This window comes from Ramlibacter sp. 2FC, assembly GCF_005503345.1.
Taxonomy (GTDB): domain Bacteria; phylum Pseudomonadota; class Gammaproteobacteria; order Burkholderiales; family Burkholderiaceae_C; genus SCMQ01.
This window is the reverse complement of sequence record NZ_SCMM01000004.1, coordinates 78178-90691: the sequence shown is the minus strand read 5'-3', so window position 1 is coordinate 90691 and position 12514 is coordinate 78178. Positions and strand designations below refer to the sequence as shown.

Annotated in this window: 11 protein-coding genes; 7 read left to right on the top strand and 4 right to left on the bottom strand. The window is 68.0% G+C overall.

Annotated elements, in window-relative coordinates:
• The first annotated feature begins 1 nt into the window (after position 1).
• Positions 2–484, top strand: coding sequence for a VOC family protein (locus tag FFS10_RS03495; protein WP_137891504.1), 483 nt, complete (start codon positions 2–4; stop codon positions 482–484).
• Here the strand turns inward: FFS10_RS03495 and rsxB are convergent.
• Together rsxB and FFS10_RS03485 are read right to left on the bottom strand one after the other, a co-directional pair.
• Entirely contained in the window at positions 481–1158 is a 678-nt protein-coding gene (gene rsxB, locus FFS10_RS03490; protein ID WP_212744082.1) for an electron transport complex subunit RsxB, read from the bottom strand. The genes FFS10_RS03495 and rsxB overlap by 4 nt on opposite strands.
• Positions 1151–2512 (bottom strand): polyhydroxyalkanoate depolymerase, encoded by a 1362-nt coding sequence (locus FFS10_RS03485; RefSeq protein WP_137891502.1) that lies wholly within the window; start codon positions 2510–2512, stop codon positions 1151–1153. The genes rsxB and FFS10_RS03485 overlap by 8 nt, the downstream gene beginning before the upstream one ends.
• Before the next feature lie 235 nt (positions 2513–2747).
• Between FFS10_RS03485 and ygiD the strand changes: the two genes are divergently transcribed.
• Positions 2748–3605 carry a 4,5-DOPA-extradiol-dioxygenase gene (gene ygiD, locus FFS10_RS03480; RefSeq protein WP_137891500.1) on the top strand — a complete coding sequence of 286 codons (858 nt, stop codon included), beginning with the start codon at positions 2748–2750 and terminating at the stop codon, positions 3603–3605.
• A gap of 31 nt (positions 3606–3636) precedes the next feature.
• Here ygiD and ppk2 read toward each other — a convergent pair whose 3' ends face one another.
• Entirely contained in the window at positions 3637–4548 is a 912-nt protein-coding gene (gene ppk2, locus FFS10_RS03475) for a polyphosphate kinase 2 (protein ID WP_137891498.1), read from the bottom strand.
• A 127-nt stretch (positions 4549–4675) separates the two neighbouring features.
• On the opposite strand from ppk2, the gene FFS10_RS03470 reads away from it, so the two are divergent.
• Positions 4676–5680 carry a magnesium transporter gene (locus FFS10_RS03470; RefSeq protein ID WP_212744081.1) on the top strand — a complete coding sequence of 335 codons (1005 nt, stop codon included), beginning with the start codon at positions 4676–4678 and terminating at the stop codon, positions 5678–5680.
• A 101-nt stretch (positions 5681–5781) separates the two neighbouring features.
• Here FFS10_RS03470 and FFS10_RS03465 read toward each other — a convergent pair whose 3' ends face one another.
• On the bottom strand, positions 5782–6981 hold the full coding sequence (locus tag FFS10_RS03465; protein ID WP_137891494.1) for an amino acid aminotransferase: 1200 nt from the start codon (positions 6979–6981) through the stop codon (positions 5782–5784).
• Positions 6982–7101: 120 nt separating this feature from the next.
• Here FFS10_RS03465 and uvrB point away from each other — a divergent pair, with 120 nt between their 5' ends.
• The 4 genes from uvrB to iscR all read left to right on the top strand — a co-directional run bounded on the left by uvrB (position 7102) and on the right by iscR (position 12501).
• Entirely contained in the window at positions 7102–9204 is a 2103-nt protein-coding gene (uvrB, locus tag FFS10_RS03460) for an excinuclease ABC subunit UvrB (protein ID WP_137891492.1), read from the top strand.
• 19 nt (positions 9205–9223) lie between these two features.
• A complete protein-coding gene (locus FFS10_RS03455) occupies positions 9224–9886 on the top strand; it encodes a LuxR C-terminal-related transcriptional regulator (protein WP_171016067.1) in 663 nt (220 codons plus the stop codon).
• Complete coding sequence (locus FFS10_RS03450; RefSeq protein ID WP_137891488.1) at positions 9883–11769, top strand: ATP-binding protein; 1887 nt, start codon at positions 9883–9885, stop codon at positions 11767–11769. The genes FFS10_RS03455 and FFS10_RS03450 overlap by 4 nt, the downstream gene beginning before the upstream one ends.
• 192 nt (positions 11770–11961) lie before the next feature.
• A complete protein-coding gene (gene iscR, locus FFS10_RS03445; RefSeq protein ID WP_137891486.1) occupies positions 11962–12501 on the top strand; it encodes a Fe-S cluster assembly transcriptional regulator IscR in 540 nt (179 codons plus the stop codon).
• Positions 12502–12514 lie beyond the last annotated feature (13 nt).

The following is a 12514-nucleotide window of genomic DNA, read 5'->3' as shown; positions in this document are numbered from 1 at the left end:
CATGACGCAACGCCCCTTCAAGGTGCTGGGCATCCAGCAGATCGCGATCGGCGGGCCGGACAAGTCCCGCCTGCGGAAACTCTGGGTCGAGATGTTCGGCCTGGAAGTCACCGGTCAGTTCCAGAGCGAGCGCGAGAACGTCGACGAGGACATCTGCGCCATAGGCAGCGGCCCGTTCAAGGTCGAGGTCGACCTGATGCAGCCGCTCGATCCGGACAAGAAACCGGCCGTGCATGCCACGCCGCTGAACCATGTGGGCCTGTGGATCGACGACCTGCCGCGCGCGGTCGACTGGCTCACGGCGCAGGGCGTGCGCTTCGCGCCGGGCGGGATACGCAAGGGCGCGGCCGGCTTCGACATCTGCTTCGTCCACCCCAAGGGCAGCGAGGAACTGCCGATCGGCGGCGAGGGCGTGCTGATCGAGCTGGTGCAGGCGCCGCCCGAGGTGGTGGCGGCCTTCGCCCGGCTGCAGGCAGCAGCTTAAGTCTTGCGGCGCTCGCGCGCCTTGGCCAGCGCCGCTTCGATGATGCGGCGCTTCTGCTCCAGCACGGCCGGGTCGGTGTGGCGCGAATGGGCCGGCAGGTCGGCCAGCTTGGCCGCGGCCTTGGCTTCGAGGCGGGCTGCCTGCTCGGCCCCGTCGCGCGCCTGGCGCTGCCGGTGGAAGGCGTAGCGCGCGCGCGCCTGCTCGGCTTCACGAACGGACCAGGCGGCCCAGCCGGTGCGCTCGCCGCTCGCGTTCTCAAGTGAAATGCAGTCCACCGGGCAGACCGGAATGCAGAGCTCGCAACCCGTGCAATAGGGCTCGATCACGGTGTGCATGCGCTTGTTCCCGCCCACGATGGCATCGGTGGGGCAGGCCTTGAGGCACAGGGTGCAGCCTATGCACCAGGCCTCGTCGATCACGGCCAGGCTGCGCGGGCCTTCCTCTCCATGGTCGGGGCTGAGCGGGATCACCGGCTGGCCGGTCAGCGCCGCCAACCGCGCTATGCCTTCGGCGCCCCCGGGCGGGCACTGGTTGATGGCCGCCTCGCCTGCGGCCACGGCGCGTGCATAGGCGGCGCAATCAGGGTAGCCGCAACGCGTGCACTGGGTCTGGGGCAGGGCGTCGAGCAGGCGTTCGGCCAGCGCAGCCGTGCGGGCTGCGCCGGCTTCAGGCACGGCGCGCCGGCTTGCTGCGCGCGGCTGGACGCTTGGCCGGTGCCGGGATGTCGTCGCTGGCGCCCGGCTCGCTCTCGGCGTGGATCTCGGCACTGTCGTGCTCGAGGATGAAGCGCCGGATTTCCGGGTAGACGATGTCGCGCCAGCGCCGGCCGCTGAAGATGCCGTAGTGGCCCGCGCCCTTGACCTCGAGGTGCTTCTGTTGGCGTTTGTCCACGCCGGTGCAGAGATTGTGCGCAGCCGCGGTCTGGCCGGAGCCGGAAATGTCGTCGAGCTCGCCCTCCACGGTGAGCAAGGCCGTGCCGCGGATGTCCTGCGGGCGCACGCGTTCGATGCGGCCGTCCTCGCCGCGCACGTCCCAGGTGCCGTTGCCCAGCCTGAAGTCCTGGAACACGGTGTGGATGGTTTCCAGGTAGTAGTGGGCGTCCATGTCGAGCACCGCGTTGTACTCGTCGTAGAACTTGCGATGCGCCTCGGCGCTCGCGTCGTCGCCCTTGATCAGGTCCTTGAAGTAGTCGTAGTGGCTGGTCACGTGGCGGTCCGGGTTCATGGCCACGAAGCCGGCATGCTGCAGGAAGCCGGGGTAGACGCGACGGCCCGCGCCCGGGAAGCTGGTGGGCACACGGTAGATCACGTTGTTCTCGAACCACTCGAAGCTCTTGTTCACGGCCAGGTTGTTCACCGAGGTGGGCGACTTGCGCGGGTCGATCGGGCCGCCCATCATGGTCATGGTCACCGGCGTCTTCTCGCCGCGGCTGGCCATCAGCGAAACCGCGGCCAGCACCGGCACGGTGGGCTGGCAGACGCTGATCACGTGACAGTTGCCATAGATGCCCTGCAAGTGGCGGATGAATTCCTGCACGTAGTTCACATAGTCGTCGAGGTGGAAATCCCCCTCGGACAGCGGCACCAGGCGGGCGTTGATCCAGTCGGTGATGTAGACCTTGTGGCCTTGCAGCATGGTGCGCACGGTGTCGCGCAAGAGCGTGGCGTAGTGGCCCGACAGCGGCGCCACGATCAGCACCGGCGGCTGGGCCTTGAGCTTGGTCAACGTGGCTGGATCGTCCGAAAAGCGCTTGAAGCGACGCAGCTCGCAAAACGGCTTGTGGATCTCGACGCGCTCGTGCACCACCACCTCCACGCCGTCGACGCTGACGGTGCGGATGCCGAATTCGGGTTTCTCGTAATCCTTGCCCAGGCGGTGGATCAGGTCGTAGCCCGCCGCCACACGTTGCGCCATGGGGACCTGGCCCAGGGGAGTCAGGGGGTTGGCGAAAATCTTGGCAGCCGCTTGCGCAAAGTCTGCAAAGGGCTCCATGAGGGTGCGCTGGGTTTCGTAGATCTGGTAGAGCATGTCGGAAGCTCCTGTTTCAGGATGTTGCAATGCAATATAGCAGCTGTGGCTGTAGCGTATTGGAGTCGTCATACCAATTCAGCTGGCCGTCAGGCTGTGGCGGGGCCGGCGCGGCCCTGCCGGAACTTTGGCTGTGGCCGGGGCTCCTTCCTGCTGAACCCTGTCTTTTTTATCGATGCAACGCGGCAATCAGCTCGCAGCTGCCCTCATCCTGTCGGCTTTTCCAGGAGCTTTCATGACATCCGGCACAGACGCCGCCGCGGCCCCGGCCCTTCAGGACCTCAAGCCCTCGCCCCGCATGCCCCTGCTGTTCCTGGGCCACGGCAGCCCCATGAACGCGATCGAGGACAACGGCTTTCGCCGTGCCTGGCAGTCGCTGGGCACCGAGTTCGGACAGCGTTGGCCGCGGCCCCAGCTGATCCTCTGCATCTCGGCGCACTGGCTCACGCGCGGCTGGTGGCTGACCGGCATGGGCCAGCCCAAGACCATCCACGATTTCGGCGGCTTTCCGCAGGCCCTGTTCGACCAGCAGTACCCGGTGGCGGGCGCGCCGGCGCTGGCGCGGCAACTGGCGCAGCAGCTGCAGCACCCGGCCACGCACGCGACGCTCGGCGTGGACCCCGGCGAGTGGGGGCTGGACCATGGCAGCTGGTCCGTCCTCAAGCCCATGTTTCCCGCTGCCGAGATCCCGGTGCTGCAGCTGAGCATGGACTACAGCCGCCCGCCGGCCGAGCATTACGCCCTGGGCCGGCAGCTCGCCGGCCTGCGCGAGCGCGGCGTGCTGATCATCGGCAGCGGCAACATCGTGCACAACCTGCGCGCCATCGACCGCAGCGCGGCGGCGGACCAGGCCTACGACTGGGCGCTCGAGTTCGACCAGCGCGTGGGCGAGCAGATCGCCCAGGGCCAGCTCGATGCGCTGGCCGACTTCCAGCAGCTGGGCCAGCTGGCCCGGCTTGCCCATCCGACCCACGAGCACTACCTGCCGCTGCTCTACGCGGCCGGGGCGGTACACCCCAAGGACGCGCCCCAGGTGTTCAACGCGAGCTTCCAGGCCGCCTCGATCTCCATGCGCTCGGTGCTCTGGGGCTGAGAGCGCGCCCTTGGCGCGCCGACGCGGCCATTCAGTATTTCTCGGGCACCATCATGTGCTGCGGCACGGGCACCCGGATGTAGTCCGGGTTGCGCACCCGCGCCGGCAAATCTATCTGCGCGTGCTCGATCTCGTGGTAGGGCACCTGGCCGAGCAGGTGGTCTATGCAGTTCAGGCGTGCACGCTTCTTGTCCACCGCGTGCACCACCCACCAGGGTGCCTCGGCGATGTGGGTGCGCTCCAGCATGGTTTCCTTGGCACGGGTGTAGTCTTCCCAGCGACGGCGGCTCTCCAGGTCCATGGGGCTGAGCTTCCATTGCTTGAGCGGGTCGTGGATGCGGCCGAGAAAGCGCGCATGCTGCTCGTCGTCGGTGATCGAGAACCAGTACTTGAGCAGCTGTATGCCGCTGCGCGCCAGCATCTTCTCGAACTCGGGCACGGAGCGGAAGAACTCCTCGTACTCGTCGTCGCTGCAAAAGCCCATCACGCGCTCGACGCCGGCGCGGTTGTACCAGCTGCGGTCGAACAGCACGAGCTCACCCGCCGCCGGCAGGTGCGCGACGTAACGCTGGAAATACCACTGCGTGCGCTCGCGGTCGTTGGGCGCCGGCAGGGCGGCCACACGGCAAACGCGCGGGTTCAGGCGCTGGGTGATGCGCTTGATCACGCCGCCCTTGCCGGCCGCGTCCCGGCCTTCGAACAGGATCACCAGGCGGTGCCCGGTGGCGACCACCCAGTCCTGCAGCTTGACCAGCTCCCCCTGCAGGCGCAGCAGGTCGCGGAAGTAGGCCAGGCGCGCCGCCCTGGCCGCGGACGGGGCTTCCGAGCCGGCCTCGCCCGGCCTATCGTCCAGTTCCATCTCCAGTTCTTCATCCAGTCCGTCCAGCAGGTCTGCGCGCAGGCGTTCGAGGTCGGTGGGGCTCAAGGGGGTCGAGTGGTTCATGTTCGGTCTGCCATTGGGCTCTGTTCAGGTGACAAATTCGTGACGTCTGGATGACGGCGGGGCGCTGGCCCTGGAGCGCATAGACTGTTTGTCTCCGATCTTCGCGAGCAGTTCACAGGAGATGCCGATGACGAATGCCATCGAGTCCGGTCCAGGCGGCAAGGCGCCGCCGCGGCGCGAGGAGACGGCCGGCCACTACGTGATCGCCAGCGTGCCACGGGCCGGCCGGGACCGGACCGCGGGCGAGACGGTCGACGCCTTGCTCGCCCATGCCCATGACTGCGTGGACATCGTCTGCGTGCTCGACGCCGACGAGCATCTGGTCGGCGTCATCCCGCTGGCTGGCCTGCTGGCGCTGCCGCGGGACGCGCGGCTGGGCCAGTCGGTCCACGCCGGCTTTCCCAGGGTGCACGCGGACACCGACCAGGAGAAAGTGGCCTCGCTGGCCTTGCACCACGCGCTCAGCGCCATCCCGGTAGTCGACGGCAGTGGCCGCCTGCTCGGCGTGGTGCCTCCGGTGGCCCTGCTGCATATCCTGCGCCGAGAGCATGTGGAAGACATCCACCGCTTCGCCGGCATCACACGTGAGAACCTGCGCGCCCGCGAGGCGATCGAGGCCCCGCCCATGCGCCGGCTGCGGCACCGCCTGCCGTGGCTGCTGCTGGGGCTGGGGGGCAGCGTCGTCGCCACCCTGATCATGGCGCGCTTCGAGGCCGCGCTGGCGCTGAACCCGGCGATCGCCTTCTTCGTCCCGGGGCTGGTCTACCTCGCCGATGCCATAGGCACCCAGGCCGAGGCGGTGGCGGTGCGCGGGCTCTCGCTCAGCCATTCGCGCCTGTCGACCCTCGTGGGCGGGGAGGCGCGCACCGGCGTGCTGATCGGCCTGGTCCTGGGCGGCCTCACGCTGCCCGGCGTGTGGCTGGCCTTTGGCGACCTTCGCCTGGCCCTGGCGGTCGCCAGCGCCCTGGTGGCCGCCGGCGGCATCGCCACCACCATTGGTCTGGCCCTGCCCTGGCTGCTCGATCGCCTGGGCACCGACCCGGCCTATGGCAGCGGCCCGCTGGCCACCATCATCCAGGACCTGCTGAGCCTGCTGACCTATTTCGTGGTCGTCGGCGCGATGATGGGCTAGGCAGCCCGAACCGCTGCTGTGGGGCCGGGGGCCTGGGCGCGCAGAGAAAGAAAAAGCCGCCCGGAGGGCGGCATGGCGGGGGAGGGCGGCGCCTTGGCGGCTCAGAGCATGACCTTGGCGATGGACTGGCAGACGTAGTCTATGTTCTTGCTGTTGAGTGCCGCCACGCAGATGCGGCCGGTGTCGGTGCCGTAGACGCCGAACTCGCTGCGCAGGCGCACCATCTGGTCCTTGGACAGGCCCGAGTAGCTGAACATGCCGATCTGCTGGGTCATGAAGCTCATGTCCTGCTGGATGCCGGCGGCCTTCAGGCCGTCGACCAGCTTCTGGCGCATGGCCTTGATGCGCACGCGCATCTCGCCCAGCTCCTTCTCCCACTGGGCGCGCAGCTCGGGGTTGCCGAGCACGGCCGCCACCACCGCGCCGCCGTGGATGGGCGGGTTGGAGTAGTTGGTGCGGATCGCGATCTTGAGCTGGGACAGCACGCGGCCGGCTTCCTCTTTGTTCTCGCACAGCACCGACAGGGCGCCCACGCGCTCGCCGTACAGGCTGAAGCTCTTGGAGAACGAGGTGGAGACGAAGAAGTCCAGGCCTGCGGCGACGAATTTACCGATCACGGCGCCGTCCTCGGCGATGCCGTTGCCGAAGCCCTGGTAGGCCATGTCCAGGAAGGCGACCAGACCCTTGGCCTTGACCGCGGCGACGACCTGGTCCCACTGGGCCGGCGTGATGTCGTAGCCCGTGGGATTGTGGCAGCAGGCGTGCAGGACCACGACGGTGCCCGGCGCGGCGGCGTTGAGGTCGGCCAGCATGCCCTCGAAGTCGACGCCGCGCTTGGCCGCGTCGTAGTAGCGGTAGGCCTCGACCGTGAAGCCTGCGTTGGTGAACAGGGCGCGGTGGTTCTCCCAGCTCGGGTCCGAGATCAGCACCGTGGCGTTCGGCTTGAGTTTCTTGAGGAAGTCGGCGCCGATCTTCAGGCCGCCGGTGCCGCCGATGGCCTGCACCGTGGCGACGCGACCGGACTTGACCGGCTCGCTGTCGGTGCCGAACACCAGGCTCTTGACCGCGGCGTCGTAGGCGGCGATGCCGTCGATGGGCAGGTAGCCGCGCGCGGCGGGCTTGTCCATCATGGCCTTCTCGGCGGCCTGCACGCACTGCAGCAGGGGCAGCTTGCCGTTGTCGTCGAAGTACACGCCCACGCCCAGGTTGACCTTGTTGGGGTTGGTGTCGGCGGCAAATTGCTCGTTGAGACCCAGGATGGGGTCGCGGGGGGCCATTTCGACGGCGGTGAACAGAGACATGAACGGTCCTTGGAATGGAAAGTCTGTGGCAGGATTTCCGAAGCTGCGGTAGGCTGTCGGGTTGTCCGCGATTTTAGCGGGCCGCGCCGCCCGCCCCGTTTGCCTGCTGTTGCCACCGCCATGCCAGAACTTGCCGAAGTCATTGCCGAGCCGGAAAAAGGGCAGTTCGTCCAGTTTCCGGGCTCGCCGTTCGAGCTCTACCAGCCGTACCCGCCCGCCGGCGACCAGCCCGAGGCGATAGTCAAACTGGTGGAGGGGGTGCGCGACGGCGAGGTGTTCCAGACTCTGTTGGGCGTGACCGGCTCTGGCAAGACCTTCACCATGGCCAACGTGATCGCCCGCCTGGGGCGCCCGGCCATCGTGTTCGCGCCGAACAAGACCCTGGCGGCCCAGCTGTACAGCGAGTTCCGCGAGTTCTTCCCCAAGAACGCGGTCGAGTACTTCGTCAGCTATTACGACTATTACCAGCCCGAGGCCTATGTGCCGCAGCGCGACCTGTTCATCGAGAAGGACAGCGCGATCAACGAGCACATCGAGCAGATGCGCCTGTCCTGCACCAAGAGCCTGATGGAGCGGCGCGACGTGGTGATCGTGGCCACGGTCTCGGCGATCTACGGCATAGGCGAGCCCGAGAGCTACCACCGCATGGTGATGACGCTGCGCGCCGGCGACCGGGTCGGCCAGCGCGACGTGATCGCCCAGCTGATCCGCATGCAATACCAGCGCAACGAGCAGGATTTCAGCCGCGGCAAGTTCCGCGTGCGCGGCGACACCATCGACGTGTTTCCGGCCGAGCACTCGGAGCTGGCGATCCGCATCGAGCTGTTCGACGACGAGGTCGAGAGCCTGCAGCTGTTCGACCCGCTCACCGGCCGCATCAAGCAGAAGATCCCGCGCTTCACGGTCTATCCGTCCAGCCACTACGTGACGCCGCGCGACAAGGTGCTGGCGGCCGTGGAAACCATCAAGGTCGAGCTCGGCGAGCGCCTCAAGGAGCTCGTTGCCGCCGGCAAGCTGGTCGAGGCCCAGCGCCTGGAGCAGCGCACCCGCTTCGACCTGGAGATGCTCAGCGAGGTCGGCCATTGCAAGGGCATCGAAAACTACACGCGCCACCTCTCGGGCGCGGCGCCCGGCGAGCCGCCTTCCACGCTGACCGACTACCTGCCCAGGGACGCGCTGATGTTCCTGGACGAGAGCCACCAGATGATCGGCCAGCTCAACGCCATGTACAACGGCGACCGGGCGCGCAAGACCACGCTGGTGGAATATGGCTTTCGCCTGCCCAGCGCGCTGGACAACCGGCCGCTGAAGTTCGAGGAGTTCGAGCAGCGCATGCGCCAGGTGGTGTTCGTCTCGGCCACGCCGGCCGACTACGAGAAGCAGCACTCGGGACAGGTCGTCGACCAGGTGGTGCGCCCGACCGGCCTGGTCGACCCCGAGGTCGAGGTGCGCCCGGCCACGCACCAGGTGGACGACGTGCTGCAGGAGATCCGCATCCGCGTCGAGCGGCGCGAGCGCGTGCTGATCACCACGCTGACCAAGCGCATGGCCGAGCAGCTGACCGACTACCTGGCCGACAACGGCGCCAAGGTGCGCTACCTGCACTCGGACGTGGACACGGTGGAGCGGGTGGAGATCATCCGCGACCTGCGGCTGGGGGTCTTCGACGTGCTGGTCGGCATCAACCTGCTGCGCGAGGGGCTGGACATCCCCGAGGTCTCGCTGGTGGCCATCCTGGACGCCGACAAGGAGGGCTTCCTGCGCGCCGAGCGCAGCCTGATCCAGACCATAGGCCGGGCGGCGCGCAACCTGCACGGCAGGGCCATCCTCTACGCCGACCGCATCACCGAGTCGATGAAGAAGGCGATTGGCGAGACCGAGCGCCGGCGCGCCAGGCAGATCGAGCACAACGCCGCGCACGGCATCACGCCGCGCAGCATCGTCAAGCAGGTGCGCGACCTGATCGACGGCGTCTACAGCGAAAAGGCCGGCCAGGATGCCGAGCGCCTGGCCCAGCAGGCGCTGCAGCGCGCGCGCGTCGAGGACATGAGCGAGAAGGACGTGGCGCGCGAGATCAAGCGCCTGGAAAAGCAGATGCTGGAGCACGCGCGCAACCTCGAGTTCGAGCAGGCCGCGCGCGTGCGCGACCAGCTGCACCTGCTCAAGCAGCAGGCCTTTGGCGCCCCGGGCGAGGACCATGTGCCGCCCGCGGCCGCCCGCTGAGGCGCTCGAGGCGGGGGCCATGCCGATCTCGATTTACCTGATTGAAGACGACGCCACGGTGCGTGATTTCGTCGTGCGAGCCCTGCGGCAGCGGCCCGACTGGACGCTGGCGGGCTACTCGCCCTCGCTAGGCCACGCGCTGGCCCATGCCGCCCAGGCCGCGGCCAGCGTCTACCTGGTGGACCTGGGCCTGCCCGACGGACGCGGCGAGGATCTGCTGCGCGCACTCTCGCAGACCAACCCAGGATCGGAATTGCTGGTGTTTTCCGTGTTCGGCGACGAGACGCGGCTGATCAACGCGATCGAGGCCGGGGCCACCGGCTATGTGCTCAAGGGCTGCAGCACGGACGAGCTGCTGGCGGCGATCGAGCAGATCTGCGAGGGCGGGGCGCCGATCTCCTCGCTGCTGGCGCGTCTTTTGCTCAAGCGCCTGCGCTCGGTGCAGGAGGCGCAGCGCGTGGCGACGCCGCTGCCGCCGGTGGCGGGCGATGCGATCCTGTCGGAGCGCGAGGTCGAAGTCCTCAAGCTGGTCGCACAGGGCTATGTGAACAAGGAGATCGCGCGCAAGCTCGAGATTTCCAGCCACACGGTGAGCTCTCACATCAAGAACCTCTACAGCAAGCTGGCCGTGCACTCGCGCGTGCAGGTGGTGCGCATCGCCCAGGCGCGGGGGCTGGTATGACGCGGCACGCCTCGGGCGTGCTGGCGCGCGTGCCGGCCTGGGTCTGGGTGGGAGGGCTGCTGCTGGCCCTGCTGCTGGGCCTGACCCTGGTGTCGCTGCCGCGCGTGGTGCAGGGTGCCGTGCTGGTGCAGCAGGCGCAGGTCTGGCGTCCGGGCGCGGCGCCCGGCGACGGGAAAACGGTGGCATTGCCGCATGTCTGGGACGACGAGCGCCCGCCCTGGCAGGGCGAGGCACGTTACACGGTGGCCTGGCCCGAGGGCCTGACCGCGGGGCCCGGCACGCGACTGGCGCTGTACTTTCCGCGCATAGGCGCGCGTTTCCGCGTCTGGCTCAACGACACCCTGGTCGACGAGGTGCACTGGAGCACGCCGGGCTACGTCGACGCCAGCGTCGTCCCCCACCTGGTGAGCCTGCCGGCCCCGCTGCTGCGCGAGCGTGCGGCAGACAACCGCCTGGTGGTCGAGGTCAAGGGGCAGCTGCTGCGCAAGAGCGGGTTGTCGCCGTTCAACATCGGCCCGCGCGAGGCGCTCGAGGCGCGCTACCAACGGGTGTTCTGGTGGCAGGTGCATGTCATCTGGATGGTGGTGGCCTGCTCGGTGGTGTTGGCCCTGCTCAGCGGCCTGATCTGGCTGCAAAGCAGGGAGCGCGTGTTTGCCTTCCTGGCGGCGGGGGCAGCGGCCTGGGCGCTGCGCCTGGCCCTGTCGCCAATGGTCCACCCGGCGCTGCCGTTCGAGCTCTGGTTCTACCTGCACAAGCTCAGCTACACCCTGTACTGCGGCTTCATCTACTTGTTTCTCTGGGACCTGTTCGATCACCGCGCGGGGCGGCTGCGCGTGCTGGGCACCGGCATTCTGTGGCTCGGGCCGGTCTGGCTGGCGGTCACGACGCTGAGCGACAACTACAACCTCTACCGGATCTGGACCGGCGTGCTGGCGGTGGTGGCCATGACCGCGCTGACCCTGATGTTCCGTCGCGCCCGCTGGGGCCTGGACGGCCAGCAGCGCCTGCTGCTGGTGGCCGGCCTGGTGACCGTGGTCACCGGGGTGCGCGACTTCGGGGTGGTCCAGCTCGGCTGGCCTGGCGATGCCGACCTGCGCTGGATGCCGGTGGGCAGCCTGGTGTTCCTGCTGACCCTGGCCGCCGTGCTGGTGCGGCGCACCTCGAGCTACCTGCAGCAGATCGGTCAGCTCAACCAGGCTCTGGAGCAGCGCGTGAAGGACCGAGAGGCCGAGTTGCACGCAGCCTTCGACCGCCTGCGCGAGGCCGAGCGCCGTCAGGTGCTGGAGGATGAGCGCCGCCGCCTCACGCGCGACATGCACGACGGCCTGGGCAGTCAGCTGGTGCAGACGCTCAACCTGGTGCGTACCGGCACAGCCCTGAATCCCGCGACGGTGACGGCCATGTTGCAGCACGCGCTGGAGGAGCTGCGCATGACGCTCGACTCGCTCGAGCCGCTGGACGGCGACCTGCCGACCATCCTGGGCACCTTGCGCCAGCGCATCGCGCCGGCCCTGGACGCGGCCGGCATCGAGCTGGACTGGCAGGTGCAGGAGGTGCCGCCGGTGGACGGCCTCGAGTCGCAGGGGGTGATGCAGCTGTTCCGCTGCCTTCAGGAGGTGTTCGCCAACATCATCCAGCACGCCAAGGCCCGGCATGTCAAGGTGCGTACCTGGCTGGAGGAGGGGCGCGCCATGCTCAGCGTCGCCGACGACGGACGCGGGCTGGGCGAGGGCTTCCGCGAAGGCGGCAGGGGGGTCAGCAACATCCGCATGCGCGCCGCGGCCATAGGGGCCAGTGTGCGCTTCGAGGCCAACCGGCCGGGCACGCGCGTGGAGTTTGCCTTTCCTTTGCCAAAAAGACTTAATGGTTCAAAAAAAGACTGATTGGTTCACTTACCCGATAAATTCGTTAGGGATTTGTGGTATACTTGACGCAAACAGTCAGGAACAACCCTGGAGTGAAGCCGGATTTCGCCACGAGCGGAGAAAGGTGGAGATGGGTTGCTGCCCCGGCGTCCGTGGCATCGGGCGGCGGAGTCTTCAGCGGTAGCCGAGCACAGTGATAGGAGCTTTGCCATGCGTCTCACCACCAAAGGCCGCTTTGCGGTCACTGCCATGATCGATCTGGCCCTGCGGCAGAACAGCGGGCCAGTGACGCTGGCGGCCATCAGCCAGCGCCAGCAGATTTCCCTGTCCTATCTGGAGCAGTTGTTCGGCAAGCTGCGTCGCCACGAACTGGTCGAGTCGACCCGTGGCCCCGGCGGCGGCTACACGCTGGGCCGCAAGGCCTCCGATATCACGGTGGCCGACATCATCGTCTCGGTGGACGAGCCCATAGACGCCACGCACTGCGGCGGCAAGGAAAATTGCCAGGGCGACGACGCCGGCCGCTGCATGACGCACGACCTGTGGACCGCGCTGAACGCGCGCATGGTCGAGTTCCTGGACTCGGTCACGCTGCAGAAGCTGGTCGACGAGCAACTGGCCAAGGGCGTGCAGATCGAGGACAAGCCCGCTATCAAGCGCGCCATCTCGAGCGCCCCCGTGGTCAAGCCTATCCGCGTCAACGCCCCCAACTCGGTGTTCGCGCTGGGCAATGCCTTTGCCAAGTCGTGAGGCCGACCACAGA

Coding starts and splice junctions, on each gene's coding strand:
- iscR (WP_137891486.1), top strand. CDS start 11,962: ATGCGTCTCACCACCAAAGGCCGCTTTGCGGTCACTGCCATGATCGAT.
- ppk2 (WP_137891498.1), bottom strand. CDS start 4,548: ATGAACCACTCGACCCCCTTGAGCCCCACCGACCTCGAACGCCTGCGC.
- FFS10_RS03455 (WP_171016067.1), top strand. CDS start 9,224: ATGCCGATCTCGATTTACCTGATTGAAGACGACGCCACGGTGCGTGAT.
- FFS10_RS03485 (WP_137891502.1), bottom strand. CDS start 2,512: ATGCTCTACCAGATCTACGAAACCCAGCGCACCCTCATGGAGCCCTTT.
- FFS10_RS03465 (WP_137891494.1), bottom strand. CDS start 6,981: ATGTCTCTGTTCACCGCCGTCGAAATGGCCCCCCGCGACCCCATCCTG.
- FFS10_RS03495 (WP_137891504.1), top strand. CDS start 2: ATGACGCAACGCCCCTTCAAGGTGCTGGGCATCCAGCAGATCGCGATC.
- FFS10_RS03470 (WP_212744081.1), top strand. CDS start 4,676: ATGACGAATGCCATCGAGTCCGGTCCAGGCGGCAAGGCGCCGCCGCGG.
- ygiD (WP_137891500.1), top strand. CDS start 2,748: ATGACATCCGGCACAGACGCCGCCGCGGCCCCGGCCCTTCAGGACCTC.
- uvrB (WP_137891492.1), top strand. CDS start 7,102: ATGCCAGAACTTGCCGAAGTCATTGCCGAGCCGGAAAAAGGGCAGTTC.
- FFS10_RS03450 (WP_137891488.1), top strand. CDS start 9,883: ATGACGCGGCACGCCTCGGGCGTGCTGGCGCGCGTGCCGGCCTGGGTC.